The following is a 20,339-nucleotide window of genomic DNA, read 5'->3' on the forward strand; positions in this document are numbered from 1 at the left end:
AAACTATTTTTGATGAGTATATTCACCTAAATGCATCGTCAATGTACTTCATCATGTCAGTTGCAGTAAAATGATATTCATATTTTACTGAAGCCATGTCTCCAGCTCTTCCGTTTATGTAAGCTCCAAGACAGGCAGCTTCAAATGCATCATGTCCTTTAGCCAGTAGTCCTCCAGTGAGGCCTGCGAGGCAGTCTCCAGTTCCGCCAACTGTCATTCCGGGATTTCCAGTTTTATTTAACCTTGTTTTTTCACCGTTTGAAATGGTATCAAGAGCTCCCTTTAGGAGAACTACACATTTATTTTCATTTGAAACCTTTGAGATAATTTCCATTTTATCTTTAAGTCCTTCTGGAACATCTAATCCGGAAAGAACTTTAAATTCTGCAGAATGAGGGGTAACTATTACTTCATTTTCTATTTCATGGAGTATATCATTATATAATAATTTTAAACCATCGGCATCTATTACCATCGGTTTTTTAATTTCCCCTACTATTTCATTTAAAGCAGTCACAGTTTCTGCATCACGACCCATGCCGCAGCCAATTACAACTGAATCTACATTTTTTGAGAGTTCCACTATTTCATCAATGTCTTCCTCAACGATGATCTCTTCAGAAAGTGTATGGACGATAAAATCTGGTGAATATGATCTAATTGGGAGTGCTACGCTTTGAGGACATGCTACATGGACTAAATCTACTCCCGACTTGAATGCTGCATGAGCTGCAAGTGTTGGAGCGCCTGAGTAATCTCGACTGCCGCCTATAACAAGAACTCTTCCGTTGTTACCTTTATGGGAGGTAATGTCTCTTTTTTTGAGCCTTAATAGATCTCCTTTGCCTAAAAATATTTCAGCTTCTTTTGGAATGCCTATATCATACAGGATAACATTTCCAACATATCTAACAGCAGCTTTTTTAAGCCCTGTTTTTATTTCATGAAATGTAAGTGTGAAATCAGCTTCTACAGCTTTATCTTGTACATTCCCTGTCAAAGGATCTAATCCACTTGGTACATCAACTGCAATTTTGATACCTTCAGATTTGTTTATTATATCAATTGCACTTGAAACTGGCTCTCTAAGCTTGCCTTTAACTCCAGTTCCAAGCAGTGCATCAACTATAACTGGGGCGGTGACTTTTTTAAGTGTGGATGAATCTTCAATTGTTTTTACTTTAAGAGAATTTAGGCCTGAATTTATATTCTGGATTGCAGTCCAGTTTTGAAGAGTTTCATGGGATTTAATTCTGTCAGAGCGTCCTATAAAAAATAATTCTACATTATAACCGTTATTTAGTAAATGCCGTGCAGCAACAAATCCGTCGCCACCATTACCTCCAGTACCTGCAAATATCACAATTTTACATGGATCTAGAATGTCAATTATGTGATCAGCTACGGATTTACCTGCATTTTCCATAAGTGCAGACTTAGAAATGCCTAATTCTTCTGCGTTACTATCAACGGCCATCATATCCTTTGGAGTCATATTATCACGACTTATTTATCTATTAAAAGTTTAATCAATATCACTAGTTATATAATCTATAAAACAAATTATTTAATTATAACCTCTTTACTTTGATAGATTAATATTAGCTGCATGGTGATTTAGTGGCCCGAATAAATCTGCTCCCAATTATAGAATCTGAAAATATGCCTATTATTTCGTATTCTATATTGATTTATGCTTTAGTTGCATTAATGGCGCTGTTTATTTATGGTATAATTGGATCCATGTATATAATGAATTTAGATATAATTAATTCTTTATATTATACTGTTATAACGATAGCAACTGTTGGTTATGGGGATATTATCCCAATTACTCCTGTTCAAAAACTTTTTACAATAACACTGGTTTTAGGAGGAGTTGGTTTAGTTGCTTATGTATTTACTTTAGCATTAACGGTGATTTCAATGGCTGTAGAAGAAGTTACTTCTGGTTCCAGGCAAAGAAGGAGGATAGCCGCTGCTAAAAATCATTTTATACTTTGTGGATATGGTAGAGTTGGCAGCGCGGTCTTTAAACAGCTTCAAAGAAGGAACCAGGAAGCAATAATAATTGAGAGAAATAGGAATATTATAGAAAAAGAATTATGGGAAGAACCAGAGATTCTTGCAATTCCTGGAGATGCAACAGATGAAGACATCCTTAAATCAGCAGGGATAAAAAAAGCAAGAGGTATTATAATAGCCACAGGTGAAGATGTTGATAACCTATTCATAACTCTAACTGCAAGGGAACTGCATCCTGAGATATGGATAGTTGCAAGGGCAAGTAAAAGCGAAAATATCAAAAGACTTTACAGATCTGGTGCAGATAAAGTTATATCACCTGAAACAAGCGGTGGGGAAGATATTTATTTCGCTGCTATCCAGCCGACCCTCATGAAAATTACCATGATGCATGGTGTTTCAAATATCAAAAAAGAAGCCGAAATAATACTGAGATATGGAGCTACCCTGGAAAATATAGAATATCATCTACCTGAGTTTAAGGAACCCCTTGTAAGGAAAATTGAGATTTCTCAAATGGACGAATTAAATAAGTTTATGGATAGTTTAGAGCGTGATCCCGCAAGAAAAAGCTCACTGCAAAGGGTATATGAATCGGTAAGTGGAATTCATTCACATTGGATTTCAGGGCAGGACAGGGAAAGTTTGGATAGGATTGTAGGAGAACTTAAAAAAGAAGGTTTACTTTTAGGAGTTAATTTAAACGACGATGAGATAAAAGAAGCTGCAAGAAAACATGGAAGAATTGTGGAAGTCATTGTAAAACCTGAAATTAAAATTACAGAATCTCATGCTGTTGGTGATATACGCAAAGAAGCTGAAATAATCTTAAAACACGGCTGTACAATGGAAGATATCGAATATTATTTGCCGGGATTCCATGAATCACTCCATAGAAACATCGGATTATCCCGAATTGAAGACATGGATAACTTTTTAAAAAGTCTAAATGAGGATTCAAAAAAGATGGAATCATTAGAAAGGCTATATTCTCTTTCAGGTGGGGGAATTCATTCCCATAGAATTACAGGGCCTGATACTAAGAGCCTGGCAAATGTTGAAAATGAGTTGAAAGCTAAAGGGTTCCTTTTAGGCGTTAATTTATCTAAAGAAGAAATAGAAACTAAAATTCGGGAATTTGGTAGGGTTGTAGAACTGCTTCTTCGACATGAAGTAACTAATCTCGATGATAAAAAGATAATAATGGGGCTTAAAGGCAGAATTTTAGATTCAAAGCATTACCTTCCTGGAGTTAGGCAAATTGTAACCAGAAATCTGTACATTAGCTCAGAAGAAGATGTTAAAAACTGTGAAGATGAACTTAAAAGGCCGGACGCAAGAAGGTCTGTTGAGTCATTATATAAAATATCACGGCAGATACATTCTCATACAGTGGCTGCACCAGACGTCAAGACCATTAAGAAAATTGAAAAAGCCCTTGATAATAAAGGCATACTTTTAGGAGTCAATTTGCCTGAAGAGAAAATATGGGAAATTGTTGAAAGTCAACCTGATGATGATGAATAAAATCAGTAGGTGAAAATATGAAGGCAGAATTGCTGTGCAAAAAAGTCTTAAGTGTGGTTGTAAGGATAAACATATTTTGAAGGATTCATGAACAGTAGGAATTATTGGTGGGCCTCAACATAAATCATCAACAGGATATAAATCCAAAGAAGGTAAATATAGATGTTCTTCATGTGGCTATATATTTAAGAAAGAAAATTAGCGTATTTACTATTTTTATTTATTTTATGAATATGGCGTTGCATCTGCACAGGTGGTGTAATGGGGGAAGCATTTTAACTTCATTTATATTGAATATCTTTTTATCATATGCTTTACGGCATTTTTCACATGTATTAAGAGATTTAGATATTTTGAAGTATTTATATCCTTTTTCTTTATGAATACGCCAGTTTCCAAGATTTTTTATTCTACTTATCTCATTCTTACTTATATTTTCAGCATCCTCGGAATTTAGCGATGTTTTTGATTTGATTTCATTGGTGGCGTCTATAACTCCTTTACCCTCGTTAACAACCTTTGCAAGTATTTTGATAATCTGTAGTTTTGTATGGTCATCGATTGGACCTATATATTCAAAATCATACAGTTCTGGAATTAATGCAATTTCTTTAAATATGGATCTTTGTTCTTCTACAGAAAAACCTTTTTTAGAAGGTCTTTTACTTTTTAATAGTTTAGTTAATCCGTCTGTGTGGTCAACGTTAATACTTAATTTGTGATTTCCATTTGAATCAGTATTTTTTTCATCAGGTTCAGAATTTTTAAACGTTTCAACGATGGTTTTTACTCTTTCAGTGTTATAAGGTATATTCAACGAATCAACCTGTATTAAATCGCCTCCACATTCACATTCTTTAAAATCATCTAGTGATTCCCATTCCTGAAGCTTGTAATATCCGTTACATTTAGTACATACGATATAAGGCAATGTAATCCCTTCTATATGCTTATTTAAATTGGCTTAAATATTTCTGGACTCTCAAATGTTTAACAGTCAAATATTATTGATAAGGATCTACCTATTAAACTTACCTAGTCCAGTGTCATGTTAAATCATTCCCAGTTCTAGCTGCTTATATGACTACTGTTAATTATTTTTTAAAAATTTTGGAATTTTTAGTATATCTCTGTTACTATCTAAATCCATTAAAGAAAGTATTTTTGATTAAAAGATGAAAATTGAAAGTTAATTTGGATTATACTATAAAAAAAATATTGTCAAAAAAAGAAAGATGGTCCTCAAATGGAGTTTTGAGAATCACATTTAGAAAATTTCGTGAAGCTTGATGTTGCATGTACCGAGGTTTCCGCCGAAGTTTCCAGCGCTTATTTTTAAGACACCTGGGACTTTGGTTGCTGCTTCGATTCCGACTTTCATTGCTTCTTTAACAGCTTCTTCGCTTACACCATCAATAACGATTTCGTATACTCCGTTTACGTCAGCTGGGATGTCGCTTTCTTCAACTTCGTCTTTTAATGTTACACACATTTTTTCGTTGGTGGAAGCATCTAAGAATTTATATTTGTTTGATCCGACTTTAGAACCTGAAGCTACTACTCCGCCGGGGAATGGAGTTATTGCACCTTCAACTGCTCCAATTGCATCTACTGCTGCTTCTGCTGCTATTAATGCTGATGATTGGCTGTCTCCCATTATGAAGAAGTTTCCTCCAGCAATTCCTGATTTGATTCCGAATTCACCTTCAACTAAGAAGTCTCCGGACATTATAGGAACTGAGTAGACAGTTCTTCCATCTATGTTTAATTCTTTTTCGAAACCGTCTCCGAAGAATTTCAGTTTGAATCCTACGTTTAGTTTCTCGTCAGCATCATCAAGAGCATCGAATGCTGCTGTTGTTGCAGCGGTTAGTAAACACATTCCCACACGTTCTAATAACTCATGATCGAGTTTTTTCTTGCTCATGTTACAGATCATGATCATGTAACCTGGTCTTCCGTCAGGGGTTTCTTCTGGCGGGACATAGCAGTCTATTCCTGCCTCTGCAGGACAACCGATAACTGATGTTCCGTAACCGGTTGCTTCTGTCGCTGCTATTTTAGCCAGCTTTTTGGTAGCTGCAGTTACAAGTATGCGTGAAACCTGTATTCCAAATGCTTCAGCAAAAGTATCTTCTATTTCTACTCCGTTTATTTCCATGATAATCACCGTCTGATAGTCAGTTAAAAAGAAGTTATATATTTTTCTGTTTAACCTTGAAAATCATAGATTTTGCAAGGTTAAGCAAGAACGTACCTATGAAATGGTATGTTCTCATGTTTGATTTTTTGGTAAATTTAAAAGAGAGTTGATGATGACAATTATCTATTGGATTAAATGGCAGATTATTGTTTTATTTAATTAAAAATGGTGTAATTTTTCACTTGAACCGTTAATTAAAAGAAATTTTATGAAATACTGTAAAGATTTTTATCTGACTTAAAAAACAATCTTAAATAGAGTTCCTGTATCTTTATAAATGTTTATACTGCCTGCTAACTGTTTTACAAGGGTAGTTACCAACTGTAATCCTAATGTTTTTGTATTGTTAAAATCAATATTTTCAGGAAATCCAATTCCATCATCGGCAACTTTAAGCACGTATTTTTCATCTTGAGGATGAAATTTAATGGATATCTTTCCTTTTTGCCCCTGTACGAAAGCATGTTTTAAAGAGTTACTAACCAGTTCATTTATAATTAAACCACAGGGAACAGCAATGTCTATATTTAGAAGAACATCTTCTACATTAATTTCTGGCTTTATAAAGTTTTTATCAATTCCGTATGAATTAAAAAGTCCAGATAATAATCTCTGGATATAATCTGCAAAATCAATTTTTGAAAGGTCACGAGATCGATAAAGCTCTTCGTGGACCATTGCCATGGATCTAACTCGATTCCGGCTTTCATTGAGAACATTTACTGTTTTTTCATCATTTAAATATCTAGATTGAAGATTTAAAAGAGAACTTATTATCTGCATGTTGTTCTTAACTCTATGATGAATTTCCCGTAAAAGCACTTCTTTCTCCTCTAAAGAAGATTTAAGCTGAGTTTCTACTTTTTTAAGTTCTGTAATATCGCGGGTGATATACACTGCCCCTGAAAATTCACCTTTATTATTAGAAAGGGGATTTCCAACGGTTTCTACCCAAATATAATGTCCATCAGCGTGTTTAAGCCTGTGCTGTGTTCTGTTTGGTTTTAAAGTTTGGATAACTAATTGAATCGTATCTATAAGTATTTCAAAATCATCTGGATGGGTCATGCCGATAAATTCATAATCTCTTTTGCCAATGATATCTTCTGATTCATATCCAAGTAGATCTTTAATAGAAGGACTTACATATTCAAAAATGCCTTCACTGTTAACCTGGAACATTAAATCCAGCATATTATCTGTAATTAAGCTTAAATGTTCTTCTCTGTTTTTAATAGAATTCTCAATTTTTTTACGTTCGCTGATATCTTCGCATATAAACAATCTTCCAAAATAGAGGTCTTCTTTATCTCTGATTTGTTTAGAGAATCGTCTTATAATTCTGCCATCTGTAAGTGAAATTTCATCTTCCAGGGTTGATCTGTTCTCTTCGTGGTGAAGCGGCGCACATGTTTCCATAAAGTATTCTTTATCTTCTGCCAAATGCAATATTTTTGATATAACCTCTTTATTTTTAAGTTTACCTTCTTCTATTTCTTTTTCAAGATCTTTTAAACCCCATAATTTACAAAAATTATGATTAAGGTATAAAACAGAATCAGTTTTGTTATCTACAACATAAAAAGCCAGAGGAGAATTTTCTGCCACAGAGCGAATTAGATTAATGTTCCATCTTAAGTTTTTCTCGGTCTTCTTAAGTTCTGTAATATCACGGGCAGTGCTGAGAATAAGTTTCTCAGATTTTATTTCAATGAGTTTTGAATGTATTTCTACAGGTATAATTGATTTATCTTTCTTAAAATGAGTGGATTGGAATCTTAGTTCTTGTTTCACAAGTTCTTCTGATTGAAGATTTAATTTAGAAAATTCAGGAAAATTTAAATCGTAAAGATTTGTTTTCATTAATTTATCTTTAGTATAACCCAGGAACTTGCATGCTGTTTCATTTAGGTAAAGGCAGTTTCCTTTAATATCGTGCAGGAAAATAGGATCAACATGCATGTCTAAAATACTGGTTTTTAGCCGCAGTTCTTCTTTTAAATTACTATTTTCTTCTATTTTTCCAGTAGTGGAATGTATTTTAAATTTACCCTGCTGTTTTTTAAACAGATCTTCATCATTCATGCACAATCCTCTAATTTAAGATGTTTATTAGAGTATAGCATATAATAATATTTAAAATATTATCAATTTCATATTTAAAATCGATAAATAGAAAAAATATTGTACATTGAGCTTATTTTTACTAAAAAGTAGAGTTGAGCATATCTCAGGATTATTTTAGGTATTCTGATTTTGTCAACTGTTTTTACTAAAAATTTTGTCTACAACGCCTGTTCCAAAATAAGGAAGTACAGCAGTACCTATGATTGTGGTCATCCAGAATGAAATCAGCCTTTCAACTATAGTTGCTGCAGCACTTATGGATGGTGGAACACCTGCAGCAGAAAATAAAATTATCATTACACCATCAACTGCACCCAGGCCTCCTGGAAGAAGGGGTATCATTCCAAGCAGGGTAGAAATTATAAAAACTTCTGCTATTAATAGGAGCGATACTTCCGCGTTGAATGCGGAAAATACAATGTAAACTCTTAATATTTCAAAAATCCAGATTACAAAGGAAAGTGGGAGTCCATACATCAAAACATTTCTATCTTTTATCATGGTTCTCATGCTGTTTTGGAAACCATGAATAACAGTTAATGCTTTTTCTTCAAGTGTACTGTGTTCCTTTCTAGAAAATCGTTTTATTACCTTTACAAGCCATAATGTGGCTTTTTTACCGAATTCTTTATTTATGGACATGTATAATGCCACTATAAATAGAATAAGCAGGGCTATAACTGCAATTGTAAGGCCTATTACTACCAGTTCTGATAAAGTCATGAATAAAACTAGAGAAATTATGGTTATAACGGCTAGAACCATGAAAGGAAATGTATCAAGTCCTCTATCTGCTATCACTGTTGCAAAAGACTTTTCGAAGGTTGTTTTTGAGTATTTACTTAATATATATCCCCTTACTGGCTCTCCTCCTCCTCTTCCGCTTGGAGTTAGGTTATTAATAGCCATACCTACCATTAACATGGGAAGGAGATGAATTTTTTTAATGTTAATGTCTACAGAATTCACATTTATTGCCCATCGCTGGGTCCATAAACCATAAATTGCAAACTGTATAAGTACTGCAAGAATCAGATACCATGGATTTGCTAATTCAACTGCACTTACAATTTTGCTTGGCCCTATAATCAGAACCATAGCTGCGAGAATCCCAAATCCTACGAGTGATAAGATCAAAGTGCTATGTTTCATATTTTCTGCCCTTATTTGAGTTATACATATATAAAATTTTAATATCGGTTGTGATATTTAACATTACTAATTTTATCTCACATTCAATTATTAAACAGTTAATTTAAGATTTTTGATAATGTATACAACATAGTATATAACTTTCGCTCATGTCTTATAATCGTGGGCATGAATTATATTTTATGTTAAATTGTAATTATGGAATTAATCTTTAAAACATGTAAACTTACTTCAGGATACAAAATTTACAGTATCCTATCACTTTAGGGGCGATAAAATAGTTACTATCTGTTAATTAATTATTATAAAACAATAGGTTCATAGCTTAAATCTTCAGGATCAAGCAGTACAACCGTTTTTTTACCAGATAGGTATCCGCATATTTCTCCAGGGTTAATCATCATGCATTTTCCCTGTTTAACTTCTAGTTTATGTGTATGTCCCCGTATAACAATATCATAATTCCCGCTTTTAACGAGAGCTGTCACAATATCTTCAGTTGTGCCGTGAATAACTGCAATTTTTTTCCCATGCAATTCAAGTTCTTGAAAATCATTGTGGTAGCAAATACCTTTAAAAAAATGCCGTAAACCATCTCGTTCGCCGTCATTATTCCCAAAAACGGCTCTAAATTCTGCATTGAGATTTTTAATTTCTTTAGCAGCGAATGGTGAAATCATATCCCCAGCATGTATTACTAATTCTACTTTTGCTTCATTGAAAAATTTGACGGCTTCCCTTATTGCAGGTAAATTATCATGTGAGTCTGACATTATACCAATCATATTTTTATTTATGTAAATAATCTGTATAAAATTGATCATTTATCTTAAATAAAATCAATCTTTTTGAAATTATTAATAACAATATTTATATATATCTAAAATAAAGAATATTTTAAGCTAGTTTTCTAGCTTATTAGGATGTGATGAATTGTTTAGAAATAATTACGGAAGAGATAATTTCTCAGATAAAGGACCTTCAGCTCCTATTAATGTAGGAGACGAATACGATGTTAAAATTGAAGATGTTGGAAGAGATGGCGACGGAATCGCAAGAATAGAAGGATTTGTTGTCTTTGTATCAGGAGCAAAACTGGGCGATGAAGTTAAAATCAAAATTAACTCAACAAGAAGAAACTTCGGTTTTGCTGATATAGTTGAAGATGTTGAATAAACTTAAATTAAATTTAATTTAATTAATAAGTCTTGAAAATAATGATTTTCACGACACTTCACTCTTTTTTTAATATTTAAACTTATTTTTTTTGTATTTGATTGTTACTTGATAGTTAATTCATATATTGAACTTAAATTTTAAAGCGTTACTCATTTCTATTATTATATTGACTTAAAGTAAAAATTATAATCATCTCATATAATCAAAAATTATTTTAGTATTTTAATCATACTTTAATCTTTATATTTAATAGGCAGTTATTACATAACTTATGTTAACGTGACTAAGATGTGATAGGAGGTGTAACAAAATGGCTGATCTCGTAACGCTTTTTATTGTGGGAATCATAATTTTGATTATTTTAGGTCTTTCAATACGTGTAGTAAATCAATATGAAAGAGGGGTGCATTTTAGGTTTGGTAGAGTAATAGGGGTTAAAGATCCTGGTTTGCGCCTGATTATTCCTGTAGTGGATAGGTTGGATAAAGTATCCCTTAGGATTGTCACTATGCCTATTCCTTCCCAGAGAATAATAACTCAGGATAATGTATCAATTGATGTGGCTGCAGTTGCATATTTTAAGGTTGTTAACGCATATGATGCAGTTGTTGCAATTGAAAATTACAACAGAGCAGTTAACCAGATTGCTCAGACTACTATGAGAAATGTAATTGGACAGTTCCTGTTGGATGATGTTTTATCTTCAACTTCAAAGATAAACGAAAGAATTAAGGAGATAATTGATAAACACAGCGAACCATGGGGTGTACAGGTCACTGCTGTAGAAATTAAAGATATCAACTTACCTGAAACAATGAGGAGATCCATGGCAAGGCAGGCTGAAGCAGAAAGAGAAAAAAGAGCTAAAATTATTTCTGCTGAAGGTGAATTCCTTTCAGCTAAAAAACTTGGTGATGCTGCAGATATAATAACTGCACACCCAATAGCGCTTCAATTACGTAACTTACAGGTGCTGCTTGAGATAGCAAGTGAGAAGAATTCTACCATAGTGTTCCCTGCAAGCTTCATGTCAACAGTTAGGGACTTAAAGGACTTCATGGAATCAGAAGTGAAGGCTGAGTAAAAGACATAATCCTTTCTTTTATTTTTTTTTATTTGAAAATCTAAGCTTACAAACACTGCCAAAAACTTGTTTTTTGAGGGATTTTCAACTGGAAAATCATAGATTTTTACATGTTTGAACATCTACGATTTTCAACCGTAAAAATCATAGATTTTTACATGCTGACTAACGTGTATTTAGTTTAAGAAATCTTAGTTTATTCCATTTGTTATTTAGACGTTTGTAAGTTGCTTTAATTACAGGTGATATGATAGTTAAAAATTTATTATTAGATATACATTTTTATAGTATGATGAGAAATATTTGAAAGTCTAACGATTCAAATAAATTAATGAATTAATTAATAAAAATTATTTTATTATTCTTAAAATACTCACAATAGAGGCGTAAAGATGTATATAGTGATAATGGGTGCAGGAAGAGTTGGATTAAATCTTGCATCTAACTTAGTTAGTCGAGGGCATGACGTGACCCTTATTGAAAGCGATGACAGCTTATGTGGCAATGCAGCGGCTGAATTGGATGCATTAGTTATTTGTGGTAACGGCACTGATACAAAAACGCTTGAAGAGGCAAATGTAAGTGAGGCAGATGTTTTTGTTGCAGCTACTGGAAATGATGAGGCAAATCTTCTTTCCTGTATACTTGTAAAACAGTATAATATTTCTAAGGTTATCGCAAGGTTAAGCAACCCTGATCATGAAGAAGCATTTAAAAAAGTAGGAATAGATGATGTTATAAGTCCAGAGCTTACAGCAGCAGGGTACCTCGAAAAATTAATAACAAGGCCAAAGGTGGCTGACTTAATAGTTATTGGAAAGGGTGATGCTGAAATACTGGACCTTACAGTAAAAAATACTAAGGTTATAGGGAAGAAAATTAGCGAAATTAACCCTACAGATGATTATATAATTGTGGCCCTGTATAAAAATGGTGAAATAACCATTCCTAAGGCGGATATGGTTTTAAATGACGGGGATAAAGTATCAATTCTCGTTAAAAACCGCGCTGTAAAGGATGTTGTGAAGACATTTACAAAATAAATGTATAAATTTCTTATTTTAAAATAGTTTTAAACTAAATTAATTATTTTTTTAGGTTTATTTTCAGTTATATTAAGGTTATAATAAAGCATAATGCTGCTACAAATATCCATTCTCCATCAACCAGCAGATCTGTAGCATATTTGGGAACTTTTTCAGTATTACAGAAATAGTGGATATACCAGTATCCGTAAATGATACAGAAAACCAACACTGGAAGATAACGTGTAAAAAAACCCCAGTAAATGGATAATGCAAGCCATGGAATAAGTGAAGAATGAATTGCTAATAACAATTTTTTGGTTTTTGTCCGTCCGATAACAACAGGGATGGTTTTTATATTGTTCTCTCGGTCCCCTTCTATGTCTCTTACATCAAAAATAACTGCATTTACAACTAGTTTAATGAAAATGAAAAATGATAATAAGATTGTGATTATGGTAGATTTGTATAAACATGTTAATGGAAGTGCAATTATTTCAATTGTCCAACTTAGGGCTGCGGTAACATTTTTTGCATAGGTTATATTTTTTAAACGTGGAATATTGAGGGGTATATTTACACTATATAAAATTCCAGCAAATAATGGGAAGAGCAGAATAATTACAGCTAAAATATTAACAAAAAACCCCAATAAAAGAGTAGTAGTATAAGATAATACTGTTATAATCAGAATAAATTTTTCATTACCTAAAACGTAATTCTTTCTTTCGGGTGAATTGATTGAATCTTCATATTTATCTGTTAATTTATTTAAGTTGTATATGCTGAGAATTACAAAAAACATTGCTAAAAGTAAGTTAATGTTTGGTACAATATCTAACAATAAAAATGAAAAATATATTAATGAAAAACCAACGGAAGATATAAATAGTGAGTTTATTATTAAAAATAATATTAAATTTTTAATTTGTAAAAATAATTTATTAATTAACTTTTTTTGATTTTTTGAGATAGTATTCAAATAATTTTTGTCCCCATACAATGGCATTTTTATCATCACTTATGAGATCCATACTATAATCATATATTCCGTCAACTATAAACAATCCAAAGGAAATAAAGTTATCAGTGACAGTAAATGCTTCTCTCACTTCTTCATCTATTACATATAACTTGAAGTTCTTTTTTGATAGTAATTCATTTAAAATCCCTCGATTTAGTATTTTTAAAATAGAGATAGTCACTATAAGTTGGATATCTACACCCTTTGAAATCAAAGTTGCTATAATCTCTGGAAAGTCAGGATGATAAACGGGAGAAACTCCTTTCATTTTTTTTGTTTGCTTAAGTAATTGTATAAAATTTGTATGTGGCTTATTGATGTTTGTAAAGTCCGATTTTATAAGAATTGAATCATTCAAATCTCCGATTTTTAACAACAATTCTTCAGGGATTCTGTCTATTTCATGATTAAGCCATAATTTCTCATGACTTTTTATAGTATCTATTGTTTTAATTAGATTTATTAATTTAAGGGCAAATATTTTCCCTATTTGTGATAAACTATATTTTTCCCCGTTTTTAAAGATTAAGTCGCGTTTTTCAAGCTTGCTTGTACCATGGATAATGGTAGATGATTCTAGGTTAAGGTCCTGTTTTAAGCCAGTTAAGTTTTTGGAACTTTCATTTAAACTCAACAATATGCCGGTACGAACATTGGAGCTGGTTAAAAACTTCAAAAGGTCTGCTGCCTCGTCATACTGTTCATAAATACCTTTTGAATTCATATTTTATACTTCCTTATTGATATAAATTGCGATTATTGTTATTAAGTAATATTGAGACATTTAATAGTAATATACATGCTTTTATAATTATTTTTATATTAATCAATATAATATGCACATTGATAGAATAAATACTATATTATTTTTATTTCTTGAGCATTATTTTATCTAATAAGTATATGTATCCTATTTAATAAATTAAAGCTAAAAATAACTTAAATTAAAATGTTATCCTTGAATTTATATAAATAAATTTAGAAAATTAAGATTTAAATTAGAAAAATCAATAAATTCCTTTAATCATTCTATTAGATAAATTTATATGCTCTGAACTGTTATCAACTGCAGGGCCGTGTCCTGGAAGTAGATATTCCACATCAAGTTTGGAAAGCTTCTCTAAAGATTCCCTCAACATATTTATATCTCCACCAAGGTCATATCTCCCAAATCCTCCATTTGCAAAAACAGTATCTCCAGATATCAGTGTTTTGCCGTTATAAAGGCAGATACCACCTATTGTATGTCCGGGTGTATGAATTACCTCGAAATCATGGATTTTATCTCCTTCTGTTAGTTTAAAATCAACTTTTTGAGGTTCTATACTTCTTCCAAACATCTGGGAAGCAACTGCAATAGGATCTCCATTTTCAAGCGCGAGGGCATCTTTTTCATGTATTGCAAGTTTAGAATTAAAATATCTGTTTCCACCTACGTGATCGTAGTGGCAGTGGGTGTTTACAATCAGTGATATGTCTGAAATATTTAAATCTGCTTTTTTTAGTGATTCACGCAAATATTCAATATTTTCACCGGTTCCAGTATCAACTATAACATCATCAAAGACGTAAATATTACAATCAGAACCAGACCCTTCAATCATGAGGATATCATTTATTTTTTTCAAATTCAATCACCTTTTGATGATTCAGGTAAAAATAGTAATGGGGTCACCGGGATTTGAACCCAGATCCTAGGATTTCTCTTGTCTCAGTACTCCAATTGATCATCATTGGGTACTAAACCTCAGAGCGCGCATTTCTTCAAAGACAACTGGAGTCCCAGATGATAGCCTGGTTACACTATGACCCCTAAATAATCATTAATTTTAATTATTCAAAATTGAAAGCCAAGGGAGAGATTTGAACTCCCGTGTAATGGATCTGCAGTCCACCGCTTCGCCTCTAAGCTACCTTGGCATATCATAGCTCATTAGTTAAATTATGCTGTATTAGTATTTAAACCTTACGGAATGTGAGGTTCTGAATTTAACAGAATAACTCAATCAAATAAGACAAATAAATCATACTTAACTTCTTTTGAAGTTTTTTAGAAACATAATTACAATTAATTATAGATGTATTATAGATTATCTATAATAATACTTTCGTGTTGGTCCTGAAAAATATGAAAGTTGCTACTGTTCTTTATGAAGTTGCAGATAATGGAATTGTTTAAACTTTTGGCACATAGAAAACCTGCACTTTTCTTAAAAATCATTTATGGCTGAATGAAGAATAATTTGGGAGTTTAGGCTTTCTTGGGGTTATATTATTTTAAAAAATAAGGATAATGTTTATATTTTGAATTCTATTCACCGGAAGAATCAATATGTGGAGATATTGGCTAATATCTCACAGGAGGCGGCTGTATTGATTCTCATTTTAAAAAAGTATATCCCACCCTCTCCAAATAGAATCTAAATAATAAACATGCAGGTTTTTAGATTTTATTCCTAATTAAAGTCTAAATTCACCGATAATTGCTCTCATTTGATTTCTACTTTGAAGCTTTCTGCCCTGTCTACTTTTGGGGCTTCAACTGTTAAAACATCGTCTTGGAAGGTAGCTTTAGCTTCGTTAGGTATCACTTTTTGAGGGAATTGCACTTCTCGTTTGAAAAGACCAGTTGTATTATCGTTTATAGTAATGCTTCCATTTTCGATTTCCTGCGTTATATCAAAGCATGCTTCAACTTTAAGATTTGAATCTGTAATTTTAAGTTTAATATCCTCTTTTTTAACGCCAGGCATGTCCAAATGCACGATTATATTTTCATCTGTTTCGATAATATCTTTTTCCGGTGCAGATTTGTAGTCTGTAACTGATTTTCCGAAATTGTATTTAATATTATCTGCTGTTCTTGTTGTGGTTTTCAATATTTGTTTAACTAAACTTCTTTTAGTTAGAATGGTATTTTCGCTGTGTCTGTGCCTTTTATCTGCTGAAATTGAATTAACAACATTAAAGAATTCTGAAGCTGTTTTTTTCATACCTTTATGTGATTTTTTAGCCATATGTTCTGAAAATTCGGCCATATCTTTTGAAATTGACATTTTTATTATCTCCCAGTATATTTATTAATTTAATTTTAATTTTTAATACTCGTTTTTTGATAAATTATGAAACATATTTTGAGTCCTAAGGTTCATGACGTCGCTAAAATAAAGAACCTGCAGAAATTAAAGTTTCATTTTTCATTTGATTTCCAAGGTAAAACTTTCTGTTTTCTCCAATTTTGGAACTTCAACTGTTAAAATGCCATTTTCAAAGGTAGCTTCAGCTTCTTCTGGAACTACTTTCTTAGGGAATCTAACAGATCGCCTCATAACACCTGATTTCCTATCATGAAATGTTATGTAACTTCCTTGTTCGACTTCCTGTGTTATATCAAAATTAGCTACAATTTTAAGGTTGGTTTCGGTAAGTTTTAGTTCAATATCTTCTTTTTTGATGCCTGGTAAGTCCACATGTACTATTACGTCTTCATCTGTTTCAATAATATCCTTTCCAGGTACAAATGTGTAGTCAACCACTGATTTTTCGATATCGTACTTAATACTGTCGATTGTTCGTGCGGTATCTTCCAGCATCCTTTCAACTAAACCTTTCCTATCTAAAATAGTTTTTTGTTTATTTCTATATCTTTTGTTCATATTTTCAGCCTCATTATTTGAGTCGCTTTCATTATATTTCAAAAATAATATATAAACTTTTCCATAACTTATTAAATTTAAAAGCTTATTATTTGACTGAATATTATAAATATAGATTAATAATTATCATCTGTTGAAAATAGGGTTATAAAATTAATATTAAAGGAACAGAACAACATATAATTGGGTGATGTTAAAATTGGAAGGAGTATAACTAATTAAACAACTAAATTTTTAAAATTTTCAGTTGATATTACATTTTAAAAGAATTATTAAGTTCTTCTTGATTTGTTCTGTTTTTAAATAAGAGTTTATACATAATTAATATTTAGAGATAATGAATGAGGTGATAAAACATGGTACTTGTTCTAGATCCGGTAATAATCGTAAACTTGATTTTTTGTATTATAATAGTGGCCCTTGGTATTGTAGGATATGAAAAAGTTAAAAGTACAGTCCCTCTTTACATAGCTGCAGCATTTGGCCTTTTTGGAATTTCACATTTTGCAACTATTTTGGGTTATGCGAGTTCATTAACAGTCTTAGTGATAATAAGGAGCCTTGCATATATTGTAATTATATACGCGCTGTATAAAATGGCTTTCAGCAGATAAAGCTGTAATTAAAAATTGAAGATTTCGTTAATGGGCTATTGATGTAATTTTAGATATAACTTAAATTAAAGTCCAATTAATCTATGGTTATATCTTCAATTTTAAGCCTTTTTTGGCGCAGGATCTTCATCAGGGTAACCTACAGGCAGTAAAGCTACAGGGTAAATATTTTCATCCCCTGAAGATGTCTCTGATTTTATCTTCTTTTAATGCTCTAATCCAGCAAGTTCCAAGATTAAAATCAAGGGCTCGTAAGACAATGTGTTCAATAGCTATTGCCACGTTAGCTGCTATTTTTGGACTAATCTCAGATATGCTCATTTTTTTCATTTCATCTACATTTCTGCAAATTATATTCACGATATTGTCTTCAACAGCACCTATTTTACCTAAATCTTGAATTCCAGAGGCTGAACCTTCAATATAATCTGAAACATTGGCACAGCAAACTAGTACAATTGGGGCCGGACCAATAAAAGTTTGATTGTGGGCTCTTTGACAAGTTTCATCTTTGTTTCATTATCTTTAACAATCTTAAAACGCCATGGATGTGCATTGCAGCCGGAAGGCGCAAGTCTTGCAGCTTTTATTAATTCTGTTATATGCTCCTCTGGAAGGGATTTGTCCTTGAATTTCCTTATACTTTTCCGGTTTTCGATTGCGTTTTTAGTGGTTAAAATTTCTTTTTCTCATATTTGGAGAATCTTTATAAAGTAATGTATCTGCGAAAATAAAAACATTAGTAGAATATTTAATTCCAATCATATTAAATAACAAAAGAATAATTATTATTAAGTGAAGTATGCCTGTCATTTATACAAATATGAAGTTATATTTAATTAAATTAGATATGGAAGATTTAATGGGATTAATTAGATTAATAATGTGATTATCATTTGGGAAAAAGATTATACTCTCAAATTTAAGTTTAGGTGATCTAATGAATATAAAACATTTTATTTCATTTGTTTTGTTATTTATAATTGTTATTTCTTTATTATCTGGCATTGCTACTGCTTCAGATCAAAAGGGAAGAAGTTATTCTATTCCTTCTGCGAGTATTGATCTTTTTGTGGAAGAAAATGGTAATCTTCATGTAAAAGAAAAAATTCATTATTCATTTATAGGGACATATAATGGTGTTTATCGTGATATACCTATCAAATCTGGAGAAAAGTTAGCGAATCTAAAGGTATATGCTGAAGGTGCATATTGCTCTTATAATGTTACCAATCGTATGGACGAGAAGTCTATAAAGATTTTTCTTTACTCTGATCCTCAAAAGAGTGCTCCCATAAATGATAGGGATGTAGATGTTTTTATAGAATATGATTTTGTTAATGTAATAAAAATTTACAACGATGTTGCTGAACTCCAGTATAAACTATGGGGGGAAGGATGGGAACAGGATGTAGGCCATTTAACGGCTAATATTCATTTAAAATCAAATAATGGAGTACAATACTGGTTAAATCCCCCATATCTCGTCCAAAATACTACGTGGCATAATCAAACCCTGAGTATCACTACTAAACCTATTTATTCAGCTAATTGGTTTGAGTTATTGATGGCCATACCTTCTAATCAGTTTTTAAATAGTACTCCCTATGCACTGCGGTTTAAATCAGATATACGTGGATACCTTGAAATTACCCAGAAAAATTATGAAAATGAATTAAATTTTAAAACAAAAGTATACTCTTTACTTACAATTCTAATAATTTTATGTGCACTTTTTCCATTATTCATCTATTTTAAATTTGGCAGGGAGCCAAAAATTGATTATCTAAATGAATATGAGAGAGATTTGCCTTCTAATGATCCTCCTGCAGTTATAAATGCTTTATATGGCAGTGAATTAGTTGGAGATCCAGATATAAATGGATTTAGGGCGACAATAATGGATTTAATAGATAGGGATTATTTAAGATTTAATGAGGATCCTTCAAATGATGAAAATTCTCTTGCCCTCAAAATAACATATAAAGATCCATCGAAACTTAAAAATTTTGAAAGAGATGTCTTTGAATTCTTTAAAAAATTTGAGGAAGATCGTATTGTAAATTTAAATAAATTAAAAGACGAATTAAAAAAGAAAGAAAATGCAAAAATTTTCATGCATTTTTATCTTAATTGGAAATATCATTTAAAAGAAGAATTATTAGATGATGAAACAGTTAAAAAAGTATTTCATAAAAAGGGAAATAGATATCTGAAGATATATGGATTGATAGGATTAGAGGCAGCTTTCTTCCTGGTATTTTTAATGGGGGATAATATCCCTGCAGCTATATATGCTAAATATGCTGCAATTATTCTGGGAATCGTCGCAATAATCTCTTTGATTACTCCTGCAAAAATCCCTGGACAATGGACAGATTACGGCAGGTTAAATTATGAGAAATGGAAAAAATTTAAAAGATATTTAAAAGAATTCAGTATGATAAAAAAACACACTCCGGAGTCTATTGAAGTATGGAATAAATATCTTGTTTATGCCACTGCATTTGGAATAGCAGCTGAGGTTATAATGGACATGGAAGAGATTTTTCCTCTAGATCAACTAGCTAGGAGTGCCATGTATAATTTCCATTATTGGGGTGGTTTTAATGCTATTTATATTGGAACGAATAGTGGTATGAGCGTTGGTTACGCTAATGTTGGAGGCGGTGCGGGAGGTGGCTCTGGAGGGGGTGGAGGAGGAGCTTTTTAAACTAAGCTTC

Annotated in this window: 19 protein-coding genes and 2 tRNA genes; 6 read left to right on the plus strand and 15 right to left on the minus strand. The window is 32.0% G+C overall.

Going from position 1 to position 20,339, the window contains the following annotated elements:
- Positions 1-22: 22 nt before the first annotated feature.
- A complete protein-coding gene (locus ASJ80_RS08175) occupies positions 23-1,495 on the minus strand; it encodes a bifunctional ADP-dependent NAD(P)H-hydrate dehydratase/NAD(P)H-hydrate epimerase (protein WP_069585037.1) in 1,473 nt (490 codons plus the stop codon).
- A 167-nt stretch (positions 1,496-1,662) separates the two neighbouring features.
- Here ASJ80_RS08175 and ASJ80_RS08180 point away from each other — a divergent pair, with 167 nt between their 5' ends.
- On the plus strand, positions 1,663-3,552 hold the full coding sequence (locus tag ASJ80_RS08180; RefSeq protein WP_069585115.1) for a 3H domain-containing protein: 1,890 nt from the start codon (positions 1,663-1,665) through the stop codon (positions 3,550-3,552).
- 220 nt (positions 3,553-3,772) lie between these two features.
- On the opposite strand, the gene ASJ80_RS08185 is transcribed toward ASJ80_RS08180, so the two are convergent.
- The 5 genes from ASJ80_RS08185 to ASJ80_RS08205 form a co-directional block, all read right to left on the minus strand.
- Positions 3,773-4,483, minus strand: a complete 711-nt coding sequence (locus ASJ80_RS08185; protein WP_069585040.1) for a phage minor head protein — start codon at positions 4,481-4,483, stop codon at positions 3,773-3,775.
- A 336-nt stretch (positions 4,484-4,819) separates the two neighbouring features.
- On the minus strand, positions 4,820-5,713 hold the full coding sequence (gene fhcD, locus ASJ80_RS08190; RefSeq protein ID WP_069585042.1) for a formylmethanofuran--tetrahydromethanopterin N-formyltransferase: 894 nt from the start codon (positions 5,711-5,713) through the stop codon (positions 4,820-4,822).
- Positions 5,714-5,992: 279 nt separating this feature from the next.
- On the minus strand, positions 5,993-7,840 hold the full coding sequence (locus ASJ80_RS08195; protein WP_069585045.1) for a PAS domain S-box protein: 1,848 nt from the start codon (positions 7,838-7,840) through the stop codon (positions 5,993-5,995).
- 174 nt (positions 7,841-8,014) lie between these two features.
- On the minus strand, positions 8,015-9,034 hold the full coding sequence (locus tag ASJ80_RS08200) for a UPF0104 family protein (protein ID WP_069585047.1): 1,020 nt from the start codon (positions 9,032-9,034) through the stop codon (positions 8,015-8,017).
- A 302-nt stretch (positions 9,035-9,336) separates the two neighbouring features.
- Positions 9,337-9,807 carry a metallophosphoesterase gene (locus ASJ80_RS08205; protein WP_245837529.1) on the minus strand — a complete coding sequence of 157 codons (471 nt, stop codon included), beginning with the start codon at positions 9,805-9,807 and terminating at the stop codon, positions 9,337-9,339.
- Positions 9,808-9,967: 160 nt separating this feature from the next.
- Here ASJ80_RS08205 and ASJ80_RS08210 point away from each other — a divergent pair, with 160 nt between their 5' ends.
- The 3 genes from ASJ80_RS08210 to ASJ80_RS08220 all read left to right on the plus strand — a co-directional run bounded on the left by ASJ80_RS08210 (position 9,968) and on the right by ASJ80_RS08220 (position 12,340).
- Complete coding sequence (locus ASJ80_RS08210) at positions 9,968-10,210, plus strand: TRAM domain-containing protein (protein WP_048081795.1); 243 nt, start codon at positions 9,968-9,970, stop codon at positions 10,208-10,210.
- Between the two features lie 313 nt (positions 10,211-10,523).
- Positions 10,524-11,297, plus strand: coding sequence for a slipin family protein (locus ASJ80_RS08215; RefSeq protein WP_069585049.1), 774 nt, complete (start codon positions 10,524-10,526; stop codon positions 11,295-11,297).
- Between the two features lie 392 nt (positions 11,298-11,689).
- Positions 11,690-12,340 carry a potassium channel family protein gene (locus ASJ80_RS08220; RefSeq protein ID WP_069585051.1) on the plus strand — a complete coding sequence of 217 codons (651 nt, stop codon included), beginning with the start codon at positions 11,690-11,692 and terminating at the stop codon, positions 12,338-12,340.
- Between the two features lie 67 nt (positions 12,341-12,407).
- On the opposite strand, the gene ASJ80_RS08225 is transcribed toward ASJ80_RS08220, so the two are convergent.
- The 7 genes from ASJ80_RS08225 to ASJ80_RS08255 all read right to left on the minus strand — a co-directional run bounded on the left by ASJ80_RS08225 (position 12,408) and on the right by ASJ80_RS08255 (position 17,002).
- The gene (locus tag ASJ80_RS08225) at positions 12,408-13,166 is read right to left on the minus strand and encodes a UbiA family prenyltransferase (RefSeq protein WP_176720312.1); all 759 of its coding nucleotides are present in this window, start codon (positions 13,164-13,166) and stop codon (positions 12,408-12,410) included.
- Positions 13,167-13,266: 100 nt separating this feature from the next.
- A complete protein-coding gene (locus ASJ80_RS08230; RefSeq protein WP_083241037.1) occupies positions 13,267-14,070 on the minus strand; it encodes a helix-turn-helix transcriptional regulator in 804 nt (267 codons plus the stop codon).
- A gap of 283 nt (positions 14,071-14,353) precedes the next feature.
- A complete protein-coding gene (locus ASJ80_RS08235; RefSeq protein WP_176720314.1) occupies positions 14,354-14,950 on the minus strand; it encodes an MBL fold metallo-hydrolase in 597 nt (198 codons plus the stop codon).
- 62 nt (positions 14,951-15,012) lie between these two features.
- Positions 15,013-15,159: transfer RNA gene (locus ASJ80_RS08240), tRNA-Trp, on the minus strand.
- Between the two features lie 35 nt (positions 15,160-15,194).
- Positions 15,195-15,266: transfer RNA gene (locus tag ASJ80_RS08245), tRNA-Cys, on the minus strand.
- A gap of 569 nt (positions 15,267-15,835) precedes the next feature.
- Complete coding sequence (locus ASJ80_RS08250) at positions 15,836-16,402, minus strand: Hsp20/alpha crystallin family protein (protein WP_245837530.1); 567 nt, start codon at positions 16,400-16,402, stop codon at positions 15,836-15,838.
- A gap of 141 nt (positions 16,403-16,543) precedes the next feature.
- Positions 16,544-17,002, minus strand: coding sequence for an Hsp20/alpha crystallin family protein (locus ASJ80_RS08255; RefSeq protein WP_069585056.1), 459 nt, complete (start codon positions 17,000-17,002; stop codon positions 16,544-16,546).
- Positions 17,003-17,358: 356 nt separating this feature from the next.
- Here ASJ80_RS08255 and ASJ80_RS08260 point away from each other — a divergent pair, with 356 nt between their 5' ends.
- A complete protein-coding gene (locus ASJ80_RS08260) occupies positions 17,359-17,616 on the plus strand; it encodes a hypothetical protein (protein WP_069585058.1) in 258 nt (85 codons plus the stop codon).
- A 171-nt stretch (positions 17,617-17,787) separates the two neighbouring features.
- Here ASJ80_RS08260 and ASJ80_RS17790 read toward each other — a convergent pair whose 3' ends face one another.
- Both ASJ80_RS17790 and ASJ80_RS17865 read right to left on the minus strand, forming a co-directional pair.
- Complete coding sequence (locus ASJ80_RS17790; protein WP_083241038.1) at positions 17,788-17,976, minus strand: nitroreductase family protein; 189 nt, start codon at positions 17,974-17,976, stop codon at positions 17,788-17,790.
- Between the two features lie 89 nt (positions 17,977-18,065).
- The gene (locus tag ASJ80_RS17865) at positions 18,066-18,296 is read right to left on the minus strand and encodes a nitroreductase family protein (protein WP_083241046.1); all 231 of its coding nucleotides are present in this window, start codon (positions 18,294-18,296) and stop codon (positions 18,066-18,068) included.
- A gap of 260 nt (positions 18,297-18,556) precedes the next feature.
- On the opposite strand from ASJ80_RS17865, the gene ASJ80_RS08275 reads away from it, so the two are divergent.
- A complete protein-coding gene (locus ASJ80_RS08275; protein WP_069585060.1) occupies positions 18,557-20,329 on the plus strand; it encodes a DUF2207 domain-containing protein in 1,773 nt (590 codons plus the stop codon).
- The last annotated feature ends 10 nt before the right edge of the window (positions 20,330-20,339 follow it).

Source organism: Methanobacterium bryantii (genome assembly GCF_002287175.1).
In the GTDB taxonomy this organism is placed as follows: domain Archaea; phylum Methanobacteriota; class Methanobacteria; order Methanobacteriales; family Methanobacteriaceae; genus Methanobacterium_D; species Methanobacterium_D bryantii.

Coding starts and splice junctions, on each gene's coding strand:
- ASJ80_RS08205 (WP_245837529.1), bottom strand. CDS start 9,807: ATGTCAGACTCACATGATAATTTACCTGCAATAAGGGAAGCCGTCAAA.
- ASJ80_RS08215 (WP_069585049.1), top strand. CDS start 10,524: ATGGCTGATCTCGTAACGCTTTTTATTGTGGGAATCATAATTTTGATT.
- ASJ80_RS08195 (WP_069585045.1), bottom strand. CDS start 7,840: ATGAATGATGAAGATCTGTTTAAAAAACAGCAGGGTAAATTTAAAATA.
- ASJ80_RS08255 (WP_069585056.1), bottom strand. CDS start 17,002: ATGAACAAAAGATATAGAAATAAACAAAAAACTATTTTAGATAGGAAA.
- ASJ80_RS08200 (WP_069585047.1), bottom strand. CDS start 9,034: ATGAAACATAGCACTTTGATCTTATCACTCGTAGGATTTGGGATTCTC.
- ASJ80_RS08230 (WP_083241037.1), bottom strand. CDS start 14,070: ATGAATTCAAAAGGTATTTATGAACAGTATGACGAGGCAGCAGACCTT.
- ASJ80_RS08275 (WP_069585060.1), top strand. CDS start 18,557: ATGAATATAAAACATTTTATTTCATTTGTTTTGTTATTTATAATTGTT.
- ASJ80_RS08175 (WP_069585037.1), bottom strand. CDS start 1,495: ATGACTCCAAAGGATATGATGGCCGTTGATAGTAACGCAGAAGAATTA.
- ASJ80_RS08235 (WP_176720314.1), bottom strand. CDS start 14,950: ATGATTGAAGGGTCTGGTTCTGATTGTAATATTTACGTCTTTGATGAT.
- ASJ80_RS08220 (WP_069585051.1), top strand. CDS start 11,690: ATGTATATAGTGATAATGGGTGCAGGAAGAGTTGGATTAAATCTTGCA.
- fhcD (WP_069585042.1), bottom strand. CDS start 5,713: ATGGAAATAAACGGAGTAGAAATAGAAGATACTTTTGCTGAAGCATTT.
- ASJ80_RS08250 (WP_245837530.1), bottom strand. CDS start 16,402: ATGTCAATTTCAAAAGATATGGCCGAATTTTCAGAACATATGGCTAAA.
- ASJ80_RS08180 (WP_069585115.1), top strand. CDS start 1,663: ATGCCTATTATTTCGTATTCTATATTGATTTATGCTTTAGTTGCATTA.
- ASJ80_RS08260 (WP_069585058.1), top strand. CDS start 17,359: ATGGTACTTGTTCTAGATCCGGTAATAATCGTAAACTTGATTTTTTGT.